This window comes from Pseudomonas abietaniphila (assembly GCF_900100795.1).
GTDB classification, from domain to species: domain Bacteria; phylum Pseudomonadota; class Gammaproteobacteria; order Pseudomonadales; family Pseudomonadaceae; genus Aquipseudomonas; species Aquipseudomonas abietaniphila.
Map to the genome: position 1 here is coordinate 556,610 of NZ_FNCO01000001.1, position 15,589 is coordinate 572,198.

Here is a 15,589-nt window from a genome sequence, read left to right on the forward strand (position 1 = left end):
CCAACCTCCGTCAGGCTCAGACACGAGCAGCGGTGACGGCAGCTGATCCCCAGGTGGTTCTCCAGCGGCGCTTGACGTTCATCAGGCCGAACCATGCCAGTACACCGAGCAGGGCGAACAGCCACAGACCCAGCTGATAGTCGCCGGTATTTTGCTTGATTGCACCCAGGCCCGCGGCGAGGAGGAATCCGCCGATGCCGCCCGCCATGCCGATCAGGCCGGTCATCACACCGATTTCTTTACGAAAGCGCTGTGGCACCAGTTGGAACACCGCGCCATTGCCTGCACCCAGGCCCAGCATGGCGGCGACGAACAGGGCCAGCGCGGCCCATGAACTTGGCAGGTTGAAACCGACCGCGGCGATGCAGATCGCTGCAACCGCGTACATCCCGGACAAGGTGCGAATGCCACCAAAGCGGTCTGCCAGCGCGCCGCCGAGAGGGCGCATCATGCTGCCGCCGAACACGCAGGCTGCGGTGTAGTAACCCGCAGTCACTGGGCTCAGGCCGTACTGATCGTTGAAGTAGCCGGGCAGGGCGCTGGCCAGGCCGATGAAGCCACCGAATGTGACGCTGTAGAAGAACATGAACCACCAGCTGTCACGGTCGCCCAGAGCCTTGAAATAGTCACTCATGGACTTGGCTTTCGGGCGCTCTGGCGCATTGCGGGCCATCAGCGAGAAGGCAATCAGCGTCAGCACCAACGGCACGACCGCGAAGCCGAATACATTGCTCCAGCCAAAGCTTGCGGCCAATACCGGTGCGATCAGGGCGGCGAACACCGTTCCGGAGTTACCGGCACCCGCGATGCCCATCGCCTTGCCTTGGTGCTGCGGCGGGTACCATTGCGACGCCAGCGGCAGGGCGACGGCAAACGAGGCGCCCGCCATGCCCAGGAACACGCCCAGCAACAACGCGTGTTCATAGCTGTGAATGCCCAGTTGCCAGGCGCAAAGCAGGGCGACGATGACGATGATCTGGCCGATGACGCCGGCTGTTTTGGGTGACAACTGATCGGCGAGCATGCCCATCACAAACCGCAGGAGCGCACCCGCCAGGATGGGTGTGGCGACCATCAGCCCGCGTTGTTGCGTGGTGAGGTGCAGGTCTGTGGCGATCTGAACGGCCAGTGGACCGAGAAGGTACCAGACCATGAAGCTCAGGTCGAAGTAGAGGAAGGCTGCGAACAGCGTGGGTTTATGTCCGGCGTTCCAGAAGCTTGTATTCATCTAACACCTCATCTGCAGGAAATCGTTGCGGGAGCGGCTGTCGCTCGCACCTTCACGGGTCAGGTCTTGCAGGTGAAGCAACCGTCCGGCGCTCCACCTGGCCCGTTGTCTGGGGCCAAAACGAAAAAACGTCGCAACCCTGTTCGCGCTGTGCGAAGGGGTGTGCGACGTCTTTGTCGAAAGTGGGGCAACCGCCGTTGGCTACCTGTGGAAACTATCTAGCAAAACGTGGGCCAATCGTTAACCCAGTAGCTCGCTCATGGCGATAATCTGCTCCGCCACTTGCACCAGCTTCTGCTGCCGGCTCATGGCCTGACGGCGCATGAGCGTATAGGCCTCATCCTCGGTGCAGCTCTTCATTTTCATCAGCAGGCCTTTAGCGGTTTCAATGCGCTTGCGCTCGGCCAGTTGCTGGTCACGGGCGTGGAGCTGCGCGCGAAGGTCCTGATCGCTCTCGAAGCGCGCCATGGCCACGTCGAGAATGGGTTGCAGGCGTTGTGCGTGAATGCCTTCAACGATGTAGGCGCTGACCCCGGACTTGATGGCCTGGCGCATGACGCCCGGGTCGTGCTCGTCGGTGAACATCACGATCGGGCGGGGCAGGTCGCGGGTAATCAGCACGACTTGCTCCAGCACGTCGCGTCCCGGCGATTCGGTGTCAATCAGAATGACATCCGGACGCACCGCCTGCACGCGCCCGGGCAGATCGATAATCAGCCCGGACTCATCGATCACCTCGAAACCGGCCTCGATGAGCGCAGCCTTCAAGCGTCCTACTTTCTTGGGGGTGTCGTTGATCAACAGGATTCGCAGCATGATGGCGTCTCCCTTCAATGATCAATGGAGGCAGGCGCGGCAGGGGCCAGCGCGTGCAGTTTGAAACCATGGGCATAACCCACCGGATCGCTGCCATCCCAGACCTTGCCGTCGATGAGCTGGCTGCTGCGCATCGCTGACGCGGGCACGGGGATGTTCAATGCCTCGGCAGCCTGTCGATAGAGTGCGAGCTGCTGCACCCGCCGGGCGATGTCGCGGTAATCCGGGTCCTCGCGCAGCAAGCCCCAGCGGCGAAACTGGGTCATGAACCACATGCCGTCCGACAGATAAGGCATGTTCACCTCTCCGTTGCGATGGAAACTCACGGCATGTGGGTCCTGCCAGTGGTTGCCGAGACCGTCGCCGTACTGGCCGAGCAGACGACCTTCGATGTCCTCGACGGGGGCGTTCACGTAATCGCTGCCGCTGAGCATATGCGCGGCACTGCGGCGATTTTCCGGGCTCTGTTCGATGAATCGGCTGGCCTCCAGCACGGCCATGACCAGGGCGCGCGCGGTATTGGGGTATCGCTCGACGAACTCCAGGCTGCAGCCAAGCACCTTTTCAGGATGATCTGGCCAGATGGCCTGGGTGGTCGCCAGGGTGAAGCCCAGGTTCTGGCTGACGGCGCTCGCACCCCAGGGCTCACCGACACAAAAGCCGTCGATGCGTTGCGCCTTGAGGTGTTCGACCATCTGCGGCGGTGGGACGACCACGCTGTCGACGTCCTGCAAGGGGTGAATCCCCTGACTGGCCAGCCAGTAATACAACCACATGGCGTGATTGCCCGTCGGAAAGGTCTGCGCAAAGGTGAGTTTTGTTCCGCTTTGGTGCGTGCGACGGTCCAGCGCCTCAGGAGTGATCACCCCTTGTGCCTGGAGGGCCCGGGAGAGATTGATGCTTTGGCCGTTTTGATTCAGCCCCATCAAAACCGCCATGTCTTTCGCAGGGCCGCCAATCCCCAGCTGTGCGGCGTACACCAGACCGTAAAGGCTGTGGGCGGCGTGCAGTTCGCCATTGACCAGGTTGTCGCGCAGGCTCGCCCAGGACGATTGCCGGTGCAGGTTGATGTTCAGGCCGTACGGTTGAGCGAAACCCTGCGTCGCGGCAATGATCAGCGAAGCGGCGTCGGTGAGCGCCATGAAGCCTACGTCGATGGTGGTCAGTTCCGGAGCGTCGCTGCCGTTGACCCAGGCCAGTGGTGTATCAAGGGTGTCGTTCATGGTTTTCGGTTCCGCCTGAAGATCGACGTGCCCGCAGGCGCTGCCGGTCTTCCATAAAAAAACGTCGCCACGTCCGGGCCTTAACCGGGACGAAAACGACGCCATTGTCCGATCACTCTCTCCGCCGTTGGAGGGAGCTCGATAACCTGTTCAAGCAAGCGATATGCCAGTGAGCGGTCGAACGTTGAGCAAAGTGCTCGACATGCCTCGCGCTGCACCCCTGTGCGCGTCTATAATCCGCCGCTGACTTCAGCCTCAAACGAGCCGCGCCCGCCCATGTATAACCTGGCCCGCCAGTTACTGTTCAAACTCTCCCCGGAAACCTCCCACGATCTGTCCATCGACCTGATCGGCGCGGGCGGTCGTCTGGGGCTCAATGGCCTGCTCAACAAGGCGCCCGCGCGGTTGCCGGTGACGGTCATGGGCTTGCAGTTTCCAAACCCGGTCGGGCTTGCCGCGGGTCTGGACAAGAACGGTGCGGCCATCGACGGGTTTGCTCAGTTGGGTTTCGGCTTCGTTGAAATCGGCACCGTCACGCCGCGTCCGCAGCCGGGCAATCCCAAACCGCGGATTTTCCGACTGCCCCATGCCGAAGGCATCATCAACCGCATGGGGTTCAACAACCTGGGCGTCGACAACCTGATCAGTCGTGTGCAGGCCGCCAAATACAACGGCGTGCTGGGCATCAATATCGGCAAGAACTTCGACACCCCGGTCGAGCGTGCGGTCGACGATTACCTGATCTGCCTGGACAAGGTTTACACCCACGCCAGCTACATCACCGTCAATGTCAGCTCGCCGAACACCCCTGGCCTGCGCAGCCTGCAATTCGGTGATTCGCTCAAGCAGTTGCTCGAAGCGCTGCGTGTACGTCAGGAGGCCTTGACGCTGGCCCATGGCAAGCGCGTGCCGCTGGCCATCAAGATCGCCCCGGACATGAGCGACGAAGAAACGGTACTGGTCGCCAGCGCGCTGCTGGAGTCGGGGATGGACGCGGTGATCGCCACCAACACCACATTGAGCCGCGTGGGTGTCGAAGGGCTACCTCACGGCGACGAAGCGGGCGGTCTGTCGGGTGCGCCAGTGCGTGAGCAAAGCACGCACATCGTCAAAGTGCTGGCCAGTGAGCTGGGCGGCAAGTTGCCGATCATCGCGGCGGGCGGCATCACCGAGGGCAAGCACGCAGCGGAGAAAATCGCCGCCGGTGCGAGCCTGGTGCAGATTTATTCAGGGTTCATCTACAAAGGTCCGGCGCTGATTCGCGAGTCGGTTGACGCCATCGCCGCGATGCCGAAATAGATCACGCCAGCGCGCTTGAAAGGCCGAAACAAAAAGAGGGGTTCCGACTGGAACCCCTCTTGGGCTTTAGCCCGCCGTCCGGATGGGACGTGCATGGTTAGGGTGAAACGAATCTGATTGTCGAATTTCCTGAGGAAATCTTAAAAAGTCGGAATGTCCCTTTGGTCGTTAAGCGTCAGCCGACCGCGTGAAGTTCGTTGAGCCTGTGTATACCCGCAGTGCCGGTCATACCGTCCCAGTTGTCGCCTCGTCCTTCTCGCCAGCCATTGATCCAGGCTTGACGTACCGACGGTAGAGTAAATGGGCAAAGCTCACGGGATTTACCAGTTACGCCGTATTGATATCCGCGCGAAAAAGCTCTTTCCAACGGATCACGCTTAAGTCTTCTCATAGGGTGTTGCCCTCGTTTGTTGACTGTTATGTCCTTGGAGACCTCGTGTCGAGGTCAGGCAGAAATCTTCTGCCTCTGCAGGCCCGCTGCCGGCGTCGCGGGCCAGGTGCTGTCGCCGTTGCGACGACAACCTGAGTTGATTTCTAACCAATGCATGGGACGCTGTGAATGATCGTTTTGTCATAAGAACGTAACCATTGAGGCGTTACGACCATAAGAGACGAGCGGTTTGAAGGGTGATTTTTTCACCAGGCGCCCTGATTCGGGGGTCTTCATGAGATTCGCGACTGGTTCTCATGTAGGTCTGATGGCTGATTGACGTCAGATTTAAAACGACGAAGGGTCAGTGATGTGACTTTTTATTACTGCCGGCGTCGGGCTGAATAGTGGTTTTTTAATATCAGAATGTCGGCCCGCCATTGCGGGCCGGCACAGCTGCCACACTCGAAATGTATCGGTGTGGTGGATCGGCACAATGTGTGTGCCACGCAGGCGTCCTCCATGAAAGGCGTCTGTTTGAATCGGGCTGGACAATGCGTTGTCCAGCCACTCATAGCCAAGGCTCTGGAATACTCATGTCGGACCGTTACGAACTTTTCCTCACCTGTCCCAAAGGCCTCGAAGGGCTGCTCGCTGAGGAAGCCACTGCACTTGGCCTCCAGGAAACCCGCGAGCACACCTCGACTATCCGTGGCAGCGCCGACATGGAAACCGCCTACCGGCTGTGTTTGTGGTCGCGGCTGGCCAACCGTGTTTTGCTGGTGCTCAAGCGCTTCCCGATGAAGGACGCCGAAGACCTCTATCACGGCGTTCACGACATCGAGTGGGCCGACCATCTGGAGTCCGACGGCACACTGGCCGTGGAGTTCAGCGGTCACGGCTCGGGCATTGACAACACCCATTTCGGCGCCTTGAAGGTCAAGGACGCCATCGTCGACCGCCTGCGCACCTCGGACGGTTTGCGCCCTTCGATCGACAAGCTTAACCCCGACCTGCGCGTTCATCTGCGGCTGGACCGTGGCGAAGCCATTCTCTCCCTGGACCTGTCCGGCCACAGCCTGCACCAGCGTGGGTATCGCTTGCAGCAGGGTGCGGCGCCGTTGAAGGAAAACCTGGCAGCCGCCATCCTCATTCGTTCCGGCTGGCCGCGTATCGCCGCGGAAGGCGGCGCACTGGCTGACCCGATGTGCGGTGTAGGCACATTCCTGGTCGAAGCTGCCATGATCGCCGCCGATATCGCCCCGAACCTGAAACGTGAACGTTGGGGCTTTTCTGCCTGGCTGGGGCATGTTCCGGCCCTGTGGCGCAAATTGCACGACGAAGCGCTGGCGCGTGCCGAGGCGGGCCTTGCCAAGACACCGTCCTGGATCCGTGGCTACGAAGCCGATCCACGATTGATTCAACCGGGCCGCAACAACGTCGAGCGCGCCGGCCTGTCGGACTGGATCAAGATCTATCAGGGTGAAGTTGCGACCTTCGAGCCACGTCCGGATCAGAACCAGAAAGGCCTGGTCATCTGCAACCCTCCGTACGGCGAACGGCTGGGTGATGAGGCGAGCCTGTTGTACCTCTACCAGAACCTCGGCGAGCGTCTGCGTCAGGCATGCCTGAACTGGGAAGCAGCCGTGTTTACCGGCGCCCCGGACCTGGGCAAGCGCATGGGTATCCGCAGCCACAAGCAGTACGCATTCTGGAACGGTGCATTGCCCTGCAAGCTGTTGCTGATCAAGGTCCAGCCAGACCAGTTCGTCACGGGCGAGCGGCGTACCCCGGAGCAGCGTCAGGCTGAGCGCGAGCAGGCCGCGTACGACCAGACACCGGACGAGCCGCAAGCGCGTCAATTCAACAAGAACGGCAACCCGATCAAACCGGCACCCGCGCCGGCTCCGGTCATCGAGCAGCCACGCCTGAGCGAAGGCGGGCAGATGTTTGCCAATCGCCTGCAGAAGAACCTCAAGGCGATGGGCAAGTGGGTCAAGCGCGAAGGGATCGACTGCTATCGCGTCTACGATGCGGACATGCCTGAATACGCGATGGCCATCGACCTGTATCACGACTGGGTTCACGTTCAGGAATACGCAGCACCGAAGTCCATCGACCCTGAAAAGGCCTCGATTCGCATGTTTGACGCGTTGGCCGCGATTCCGCAGGCGCTGAACATCGACAAGAGCCGCGTGGTGGTCAAGCGCCGTGAGCGCCAGAGCGGCACCAAGCAATACGAGCGTCAGAGCGCGCAGGGCAAGTTCAACGAGGTGAACGAGGGCGGCATCAAGCTGCTGGTCAACCTGACCGACTATCTGGATACCGGTCTGTTCCTCGATCACCGACCCATGCGAATGCGCATTCAGCGTGAAGCGGCGGGCAAGCGTTTCCTTAACCTGTTCTGTTACACCGCCACGGCCAGCGTCCATGCGGCCAAAGGTGGGGCACGGAGCACCACCAGTGTCGATCTGTCGAAAACCTATCTGGACTGGGCGCGCCGCAACCTCTCGCTCAACGGTTTCTCGGACAAGAACCGTCTGGAGCAAGGCGATGTCATGGCCTGGCTTGAGTCCAGTCGGGACGAGTACGACTTGATCTTCATCGACCCGCCGACCTTCTCCAACTCCAAGCGCATGGAGGGTGTGTTCGACGTGCAGCGCGATCAGGTGCAACTGATTGACCTGGCGATGGCGCGTCTGGCCAGCGGCGGGGTGCTGTATTTCTCGAACAACTTCCGCAAGTTCCAGCTGGAAGAAAACCTGGCCGAGCGTTATGCCGTCGAGGAAATCACCCAGCAGACCATCGACCCGGATTTCGCCCGTAACGGCAAAATCCACCGCGCCTGGAAAATCACCGCGCGCTGAGCGGTCATCGCGCTACGTTAGGCGCCAACCCGCACGGGCTGGCGCTTCGACGCGTTATAAGCGGAGCGACACACAGCACTATGCAAACTAATGGCGAATAGCTATAAGTGAATTCTGGCCACGTGTCGCGGCAACACTGTGGCGTCATGAGTTCAGCGTATGTCGTCAAACAAGGCAAGCGCCAAGATCCTTGGCCTCATCAGCGAAGACAGCTCCTCATGGGTTGTGGGTACGCTCGTGTTTTCGGCGGGCGCGGTGCTGACTGCCTTGCTGGCGCTGGCCAATGTCGAGTTGTACCAGCGTCAGTTGCGTCAGCGGTTCGAACTGCTGGCCAGCGAGCGCGTCAGCCGGATCGAGGACCGCCTCCAGGGACAAGTCCGCGGGCTGGACAGTCTTCGTCGCTTTTTCGTGTATTCCGATGAGGTGTCCGAGGACGAATTCAATGGATTCGCCCACCCTTTGCTGGTGTACACCCAGGCCTACTCGTGGACGCCAAAAGTGGCCGACGCCGAGCGGGAATCGTACGAGCATCGCGTGCGCGAGGCCGGTGTGACGGATTATTCCGTGCGAGAGCTTGGTCCCGACAGCAGCCTAAAGGTCGCCGACACACGCCCGTATTACTTCCCGGTCCGGTATACCCTTAGCCGCAGCACCCTGGCCTTGCCATTGGGTTTCGATGTAAATTCCGAACCCGTACGGCGGGCAACGCTTGAGCGCGCGCTCCAATCGGGTGATATGGCAGCATCGTCCCTGATGGAACTGGTCGGCCTGGAAACGGAAAACCGTAAAGGGGTGCTGTTGGTCGCACCCGTGACCGCCCGCTCTCATACCACCGGGGCCGAGGCGGGGCCGTTTCAGGGTTTCCTGCTGGCGGTGATCAGCCTGCGCAAATTGATGACCGAAGGTCTGCCCGCCACTGATGAGGACAATCTGGCGGTGGGTCTGGAGGACATCACGTCGGCGCAGGCGCCCCAAGTGTTATATGGGTCGGCTGCCAAAGCGGCGATCAGCGATCTGCAACTCACTCAAACGGTGGATTTTGCTGGGCGCAGCTATCGCTTGCAGGTTCGCCCGACGGCGGTGTTCATGACTGCCAACCCGTCCGGCAATGACAGCGTGGTGGTCCTCGGCGCGTTGCTCAGTTTCATGCTCAGTGCCTTGTTGTATGCCTTGATCAGCCAGCGTCAGCGCGCCGTGCGGCTGGTGGAGCAGCGCACTGTGCAATTGCGTCAGCGCGAGCAGCAATTGCGCAGCGCGCACGGCCAGTTGCGTAATGTGCTGGACGCCGCGACGCAGGTGGCGATCATCGCCACCGATCTGGAAGGGGTGATCACCACCTTCAATATTGGCGCCGAACGCATGCTGGGTTACAGCAGTGCGCAGGTGTGCGGGCAACTCACCCTGCGTCAACTGCACCTGTCGTCCGAACTGGCCGAGCATGTCTGCGAGCTGAGCCAGCGATATGGACGCTCGATCAAGACCGGCGAAGCCATGCTCGTGGAGTCGGTGGAGGAGCATGGCCATCAGGCACATGACTGGACATTGGTGCGCCAGGACGGCAGCCATCTGCAGGTCAACATGCAGGTCAGTCCGGTGCTGGATGAGCACGATCAGTGGATTGGCTACCTGGCGGTGTGTCTGGACATCACCGAGCGTAAGCGTGTCGAGGAAGAGCTGCGCACCATGTCAGTGACCGACGCGTTGACCGGCGTCTACAACCGTCGCTATTTCCAGGAGCGTCTGCAGGCGGAACTGCTGCGTGTCGACCGCCACGGCGGGATTTTCTCGGTGGTGATGCTCGACATCGATCATTTCAAGTGCATCAACGATCAGTTGGGGCACGCGGTGGGTGACCATGTGTTGCAGGCGATCTGCAAGCGCTTGTGTCACCGTTTGCGCCGCAGCGATGTGTTCTGCCGCCTGGGAGGCGAGGAGTTCATGGTGCTGTGCCCGGACACCGATGGCGATCAGGCGTTTGCACTCGCCAGTGAGTTATGGGCGGCGTTGCGTGCTGAGCCGGTGGACGGCGTTGGCCGGGTGACCGCGAGTTTCGGGATCGCCAGTTGGCGTAAAGGCGAGGGCGGCGATGCCTTGCTGCTGCGCGCGGATTCGGGCGTCTATGCCGCGAAAATGGGAGGGCGGGACCGGATCGAGCCGGAGCTGCCGTGATCCGCTGCCTTGATTCTGCCCGCAGCGCTAGCGCGCTCCTACGCCCTCGGCAGAGGCGCAGCGGTGGATGAGAGGCTCTTGATTCTACCCGCAGGGCGTAGCGAGGCTCGCTCGTACGCCCTGCGGGCACAAGCACTTACGCACTCATCGTTGGCGGTAACTCCATCAATTTGTCGAGGGTGATCGGCAGGTCTCGGATGCGTTTGCCGGTGGCGTGCGACACAGCGTTGGCGACGGCAGCGGCCAGGCCCGTGATGCCGATCTCGCCAATGCCGCGTGCGCCGAACTCATTGAGTTCGTAATCGGGATAATCGAGCAGGATCACGTCAATTTCCGGCTGGTCCGCGTGCACGGGCACCACGTACTCGGCGTAGTTGTTATTGACCGGCATGCCGTCGCGTTCGTCGAAATCAGTGGCTTCGAACAGTGCCATTCCGACGCCCATGACGATGGCGCCTTCGACCTGATTGAGCGAGGTCTTGTGGTTGATCACTTTGCCGACGTCGATGGCGCTGACCACTCGCGCGACGCGCAGCCGCGAGATGCCCGGATCCCAGCGAACTTCTACGAAATGCACGCCGAACGAGCGGAATGAATGCTTGCTGGTGTCGTTCATCCCGGTTTTCGCTTCGCCGAAAGCGCTGGACTGCTTTTGCGCCTTGAGCACGTCGGCGATGGCAAAGGATTTCTCTGCGCTTTTCAACTGACCCTGTTCAAAACTGATCTGATCGGCCTTGGTCCCTGCAAACACGCCTTTGGGCGCTGCAGAGAAGGCTTTCAGCTGCTCGATGGCCTGACGCGTCGCTTCGGCTATCGCAGGCAACACGCTGGCCGTCGCCCATGAGCCGCCCGATACGGGCGCGGGCGGGAACGAGGAGTTGCCGAGTTCGACGTCGATTTTGTCCAGCGGTATGCCGGTGATGCTGCTGACCACCTGCGCCACGATGGTGTAGGTGCCGGTGCCGATGTCCTGCACACCGCAGATCGCGTACGCCGTGCCGTCTGCACGCAATGAAACCTGCGCCTCGGCGGGGGTGCGATAGGCGTCCCAGTTACAGGCCGCCATGCCATAGCCGATGATTTCAGTGCCTTCCTTCATCGAACCCGGTTTGGGATTGCGCTTGCTCCAGCCGAAGCGTTCAGCCGCCTGATCGATGCATTCCTGCAAATGGTTGCTGGACCATGGCAGGTTCTGGCTCTCGTCACGCTCCGAGACGTTAAGCTTGCGGAACTGCAGCGGGTCCATGTCGATCTTGTCGGCCATTTCGTCCATCGCCGATTCCAGCGCGAACAGTCCGGGCGCGGCGCCTGGCGCGCGCATCGAGGTCGGTGTGCCGCGATTGACCTCGATGGTCTTGTGGGTCACCAGCACATTCGCGCAGCTGTACAGGCTTTTGGTCGAGGTGCCGCAGTTTTCCTTGTACGGGTCGGTGAACGAGGTGGTGTTGATCGACTCGTGACGGACCGACACCAGCTTGCCCTGGTCGTCGGTGGCCAGGCGCAGTCGCTGCCGGGTTTCAGGCCGATGCCCGGTGGTGGTGAACATCTGTTGCCGCGGAACCACCAGTTGCACAGGGCGGTTGAGGACTTTGGCTGCGCCACAGGCTGCGACCGAATGCGGCCAGATCCACAGTTTGCTGCCAAACCCCGAGCCAATGAACGGCGCGCGAACCTCGACCTTTTCAGGCATCAACCCGAAGATTTTCGCCAGCGAGTTGCGATGCGCAACCACGCCCTGGGAGGCCTCATAGACAATCAGTCGGCCATCTTCCCAACTGGCGACGGTGGCGTGCATTTCCATCGGGTTGTGGGTTTCAACCGGCGTCGAATACGTCGCGTCGATGCTGTGCGCGGCGCTGTCAAAGGTCGATGCCGCATTCCCTCGCGTGTGGTTCGGGCTGCCGTCCTGCAGCGTGCCGGCTTTCAGGCCCTGCTCAAGGTTGGCAACGGCGGTGGTCTTGCTGTAACTGACCTTGATCTTGTAGGCCGCCGCGCGGGCGTGCTCGAACGTATCGGCCACTACCAGGGCGACGAACTGCCCGGCGTAGTACACCGTGTCGTCCTCGAACGGCAGGCGGCTTTCGTCGGACTTGGCCGCCTTGAGGATCTGCGCGAAAGACATCGGCAGCGCGGAGTTGTGGTACAGCGACGGGAAGTTGCCGTGGTGGAAAACCTCCAGCACGCCTGGGGATTTGCGCGCCGCGTCGAGGTCCAGGGCGGTGATCTTGCCGCTGGCGACGGAGCTGAAAACGCCGTAGCCGTACGCCATGTTTTTCAGGTGGTGATCAGAGGCGTACATGGCCGTGCCGGTCACTTTGCGTCGCCCGTCGATCCGGCGTGGCGCCGAGCCGATCATGGTTGAGTCCGTCATGTTCGTGTCCTCCCGGTCATGCCGTCAGGGTGCTGAGGTTGCGCACGATCGCCTGTTGCCCAAGGGCGATCTTGTAGGCGTTATGGCGATAGGGTTTGGCGCCTTGCATGGCGATCGCGGCCGCTTTCTCCATGTTTTGAAGTGTCAGCGTTGCACCTTTGAGCGCACGTTCGGCTTCCATCGCCCGCCACGGTTTGGTGCCCACGCCGCCCATGGCAATGCGTGCCTCGCGCACGGTGTCGCCGTCCATCACCAGAATCACCGCGCTGGACGCCAGGGCAAACTGATACGACGCCCGGTCCCGCAGCTTCAGGTAACCCGATGTGCTCCCGGCCAGCGGTGCCTCCAGCACCACGTGGGTGATCAATTCGTCGTCCTGCAGGGCGTGCTCTTTCCAGGGCGTCGAACCGGGCAGCAGATGGAAGTCGAGGAAGTCGATGCTGCGTTTGCCTTTGGGCCCCTGCACGTCGACGGTTGCACCAATCGCCGCCATTGCCACGCACATGTCCGACGGATGCGTCGCGATGCATTGGTCGCTGGTGCCGAGGACCGCGTGCACGCTGCGGTTATGGCCGTCGATGGCCGCGCAGCCTGAACCGGGCTGGCGTTTGTTGCACGGCGAATAGCCGTCGCGGAAGTAATTACAGCGCACCCGCTGCATCACGTTGCCCGCCGTGGTCGCCTTGTTGCGCAACTGCGTGGTCGCACCGGACAGAAGCGCCTGAGACAGCACCGGGTAGTGTTCGACAATGTAGGCGTGATGCGCCAGATCGCTGTTGGTCACCAGCGCCCCGATGCGCACGCTGCCGTCTTTCTGCACGTCGATCTGCTTGAGGGACAGGTGATTGACGTCGATCACCTGATCGGCTGGCATCACGTCGAGTTTCACCAGGTCGAGGAGGGTGGTACCACCGGCGAGAAAAAATGCCGTGTCGCTTTTCGCGTGGGTCGCGACGGCCTGCTCGACGCTGTCCGCGCGCACGTAATCAAAGGCTCTCATCAGGTCACCTCCTGCAGCTTGATTCTCGCGCTCTGAATCGCCGCCAGAATGTTCTTGTAGGCGCCGCAGCGGCAAATATTGCCGCTCATGGCCTCGCGCACGCTGTGGTCGTCACTGCCGATGTTCTTGTCCTGAAGCATGGCCACGGCGCTCATGATCTGGCCGCTGGTGCAGTAACCGCATTGATAAGCGTCGTGTTCCCAGAAGGCTTCCTGCACCGGGTGCAGTGTTCCGTTTTTCGCGAGGCCTTCAACGGTGGTGACCTCGTCGCCTTCGTGCATGGCGGCGAGCGACAGGCATGAGTTGATTGCAGTGCCATTGACGTGGACGGTGCAGGCCCCGCACTGGCCGTGGTCGCAGCCTTTTTTGGTGCCTGTCAGTTGCAAACGGTCACGCAGGACATCCAGCAGCGCAGCATTGGCGGGGAGGTTGAGGGTATGGGCCTGGCCATTGACCTTGAGGGTCATGCGCCGCTCATCTTTGGCCGGTGGGTGGGTGTCGTCCGGCACGGCCGCCTGCGCTTCCAGTGCCTGGGTCCAGATCGGCGCCGTCGCTGCGGCGAGGCTGGAAACACCGATGGATTTGAGGAAGTTTCTGCGCGACGGCACGGTGAAGGCCGTGAGGTCGGTTTGCGGCTCATTTTTATCAGGCTGATCGGTCATGGACAGGTTCCTCGTCAGCGTTGAGTCAAGCCTGGCCCCCGACGGTGAGCGGGCGCCCAGGCATGTACGGCAGTTGATGCGTCAAGCGACCCACCATAATCAATGAACGGTCTGCGCATTCATTTGAATAAGTACATACACTTTTGAATGGTTCTCTCTAATCCCTGCCATGGGTATGAAAAACAGGCTGGCGACTCGGGCGGAACAAGGGAGTGCGGGGCTTGCGGAGCAAGGGACGCAGGGTTTGTGACCTGTGCTGGAGGGAATGGTTGCGGGAATTTCGCAGATGAAAAACACAGATTGTTACTAAAGGTGCAGGGTTGATCAGGTGAAACTGATCAGCCCTGCACCTGGGAAGTATCAGGCGGCTGACGCTTCTTCTTTAAGGGTGGCCATGTCGATCACGAAACGGTACTTCACGTCGCCCTTGACCATGCGTTCGTAGGCTTCGTTGATGTCCTTCATATGAATCATCTCGATGTCCGAGACGATCCCGTGTTTGGCGCAGAAATCCAGCATGTCCTGGGTTTCCTTGATGCCGCCAATCAGCGAGCCGGCCAGGCTGCGGCGCTTGAAGATCAGGTTGAACACCGAAGGCGATGGATGAGGATGATCCGGCGCGCCGACCAGCGTCATGGTGCCGTCGCGCTTGAGCAGGTTCAGGAACGCATCCAGATCGTGAGGCGCGGCGACGGTGTTGAGGATGAAGTCGAGCTGGTTGGTTTGAGTCGCCATCTCATCTGCGTTTTTGGAGACGATGACTTCGTCGGCGCCCAGGCGCAGGCCGTCTTCACGCTTGTTCGGCGAAGTCGTGAACAGCACCACGTGTGCGCCCATGGCATGCGCGATCTTCACGGCCATGTGACCCAGACCGCCGAGCCCGACCACGCCGACTTTCTTGCCTGGGCCGACTTTCCAGTGATGCAGCGGGGAATAGGTGGTGATCCCGGCGCACAGCAGCGGCGCCACAGCGGCAAGGTTGTCGCTGTGAGAAATCTTCAGAACGAACTTCTCCTTCACCACGATCTTGTCGGAGTAGCCGCCGAAGGTGTTCTCACCGCCGAACACAGGCCCGTTGTAGGTGCCGGTGAAACCGCTTTCGCAATATTGCTCGTCGCCTTCAGCGCAGGAAGCACAGTGCTGGCAGCTGTCGACCATGCAACCGACGCCCGCCAGATCACCGACCTTGAACTGTTTGACGTTGGCGCCAACGGCCGTGACTTTGCCGACGATTTCGTGGCCCGGCACCGAGGGATACAGGGTGTTCTTCCATTCGTTGCGCGCGGTGTGCAGGTCGGAGTGGCAGACGCCGCAAAAGAGAATGTCGATCTGCACGTCATCGGCGCCCGGATCACGGCGCTCGATTTGAAAGGGCGCCAGTTTGTCGGTGGCGCTTTGCGCGGCATAGCTGTAAGTCTTGATCATTTTGCGATCATCTCCAGTTGGGCAAAAAGGACGGTGTTTTGGGGTTTTGAGACCGGGGAAAACGGTCAAAGGACAATCGCTGGCAGCGCAACGTTGCAGACCCTTTACCCGACCAGCGTTTCAGCAAAATCTTTCATTTCGATGCCAGCCTGCCGATAA

Annotated in this window: 11 protein-coding genes; 3 read left to right on the forward strand and 8 right to left on the reverse strand. The window is 60.9% G+C overall.

The window, feature by feature from the left end; all coding sequences use genetic code 11:
* Positions 1-16: 16 nt before the first annotated feature.
* The 3 genes from BLS87_RS02270 to BLS87_RS02280 all read right to left on the reverse strand — a co-directional run bounded on the left by BLS87_RS02270 (position 17) and on the right by BLS87_RS02280 (position 3,267).
* Positions 17-1,228, reverse strand: coding sequence for a nitrate/nitrite transporter (locus BLS87_RS02270; RefSeq protein ID WP_074749769.1), 1,212 nt, complete (start codon positions 1,226-1,228; stop codon positions 17-19).
* Positions 1,229-1,468: 240 nt separating this feature from the next.
* Positions 1,469-2,044 (reverse strand): ANTAR domain-containing response regulator, encoded by a 576-nt coding sequence (locus BLS87_RS02275; RefSeq protein ID WP_074749771.1) that lies wholly within the window; start codon positions 2,042-2,044, stop codon positions 1,469-1,471.
* Positions 2,045-2,058: 14 nt separating this feature from the next.
* Positions 2,059-3,267 carry a CmpA/NrtA family ABC transporter substrate-binding protein gene (locus BLS87_RS02280; RefSeq protein ID WP_074749773.1) on the reverse strand — a complete coding sequence of 403 codons (1,209 nt, stop codon included), beginning with the start codon at positions 3,265-3,267 and terminating at the stop codon, positions 2,059-2,061.
* A gap of 276 nt (positions 3,268-3,543) precedes the next feature.
* Between BLS87_RS02280 and BLS87_RS02285 the strand changes: the two genes are divergently transcribed.
* Complete coding sequence (locus tag BLS87_RS02285) at positions 3,544-4,566, forward strand: quinone-dependent dihydroorotate dehydrogenase (protein ID WP_074749776.1); 1,023 nt, start codon at positions 3,544-3,546, stop codon at positions 4,564-4,566.
* 175 nt (positions 4,567-4,741) lie between these two features.
* Here BLS87_RS02285 and rmf read toward each other — a convergent pair whose 3' ends face one another.
* Positions 4,742-4,957 carry a ribosome modulation factor gene (gene rmf, locus BLS87_RS02290; RefSeq protein WP_010223328.1) on the reverse strand — a complete coding sequence of 72 codons (216 nt, stop codon included), beginning with the start codon at positions 4,955-4,957 and terminating at the stop codon, positions 4,742-4,744.
* A gap of 575 nt (positions 4,958-5,532) precedes the next feature.
* Between rmf and rlmKL the strand changes: the two genes are divergently transcribed.
* Both rlmKL and BLS87_RS02300 read left to right on the forward strand, forming a co-directional pair.
* Positions 5,533-7,803 carry a bifunctional 23S rRNA (guanine(2069)-N(7))-methyltransferase RlmK/23S rRNA (guanine(2445)-N(2))-methyltransferase RlmL gene (gene rlmKL / locus BLS87_RS02295; RefSeq protein WP_074749778.1) on the forward strand — a complete coding sequence of 757 codons (2,271 nt, stop codon included), beginning with the start codon at positions 5,533-5,535 and terminating at the stop codon, positions 7,801-7,803.
* A 159-nt stretch (positions 7,804-7,962) separates the two neighbouring features.
* Positions 7,963-9,972 (forward strand): sensor domain-containing diguanylate cyclase, encoded by a 2,010-nt coding sequence (locus BLS87_RS02300; RefSeq protein WP_074749780.1) that lies wholly within the window; start codon positions 7,963-7,965, stop codon positions 9,970-9,972.
* 136 nt (positions 9,973-10,108) lie between these two features.
* On the opposite strand, the gene BLS87_RS02305 is transcribed toward BLS87_RS02300, so the two are convergent.
* The 4 genes from BLS87_RS02305 to BLS87_RS02320 form a co-directional block, all read right to left on the reverse strand.
* Complete coding sequence (locus BLS87_RS02305; protein WP_074749782.1) at positions 10,109-12,343, reverse strand: xanthine dehydrogenase family protein molybdopterin-binding subunit; 2,235 nt, start codon at positions 12,341-12,343, stop codon at positions 10,109-10,111.
* Between the two features lie 16 nt (positions 12,344-12,359).
* On the reverse strand, positions 12,360-13,343 hold the full coding sequence (locus BLS87_RS02310; RefSeq protein WP_074749784.1) for an FAD binding domain-containing protein: 984 nt from the start codon (positions 13,341-13,343) through the stop codon (positions 12,360-12,362).
* On the reverse strand, positions 13,343-14,005 hold the full coding sequence (locus BLS87_RS02315; protein WP_074749786.1) for a (2Fe-2S)-binding protein: 663 nt from the start codon (positions 14,003-14,005) through the stop codon (positions 13,343-13,345). The genes BLS87_RS02310 and BLS87_RS02315 overlap by 1 nt, the downstream gene beginning before the upstream one ends.
* A gap of 360 nt (positions 14,006-14,365) precedes the next feature.
* A complete protein-coding gene (locus BLS87_RS02320) occupies positions 14,366-15,430 on the reverse strand; it encodes an NAD(P)-dependent alcohol dehydrogenase (protein ID WP_074749788.1) in 1,065 nt (354 codons plus the stop codon).
* Positions 15,431-15,589 lie beyond the last annotated feature (159 nt).

Bases quoted from the DNA above. Each gene is read 5' to 3' on its own strand.
- BLS87_RS02305 (WP_074749782.1), bottom strand. From the start codon at position 12,343: ATGACGGACTCAACCATGATCGGCTCGGCGCCACGCCGGATCGACGGG.
- rlmKL (WP_074749778.1), top strand. From the start codon at position 5,533: ATGTCGGACCGTTACGAACTTTTCCTCACCTGTCCCAAAGGCCTCGAA.
- BLS87_RS02270 (WP_074749769.1), bottom strand. From the start codon at position 1,228: ATGAATACAAGCTTCTGGAACGCCGGACATAAACCCACGCTGTTCGCA.
- BLS87_RS02310 (WP_074749784.1), bottom strand. From the start codon at position 13,343: ATGAGAGCCTTTGATTACGTGCGCGCGGACAGCGTCGAGCAGGCCGTC.
- BLS87_RS02300 (WP_074749780.1), top strand. From the start codon at position 7,963: ATGTCGTCAAACAAGGCAAGCGCCAAGATCCTTGGCCTCATCAGCGAA.
- BLS87_RS02315 (WP_074749786.1), bottom strand. From the start codon at position 14,005: ATGACCGATCAGCCTGATAAAAATGAGCCGCAAACCGACCTCACGGCC.
- BLS87_RS02285 (WP_074749776.1), top strand. From the start codon at position 3,544: ATGTATAACCTGGCCCGCCAGTTACTGTTCAAACTCTCCCCGGAAACC.
- BLS87_RS02280 (WP_074749773.1), bottom strand. From the start codon at position 3,267: ATGAACGACACCCTTGATACACCACTGGCCTGGGTCAACGGCAGCGAC.
- BLS87_RS02275 (WP_074749771.1), bottom strand. From the start codon at position 2,044: ATGCTGCGAATCCTGTTGATCAACGACACCCCCAAGAAAGTAGGACGC.
- rmf (WP_010223328.1), bottom strand. From the start codon at position 4,957: ATGAGAAGACTTAAGCGTGATCCGTTGGAAAGAGCTTTTTCGCGCGGA.
- BLS87_RS02320 (WP_074749788.1), bottom strand. From the start codon at position 15,430: ATGATCAAGACTTACAGCTATGCCGCGCAAAGCGCCACCGACAAACTG.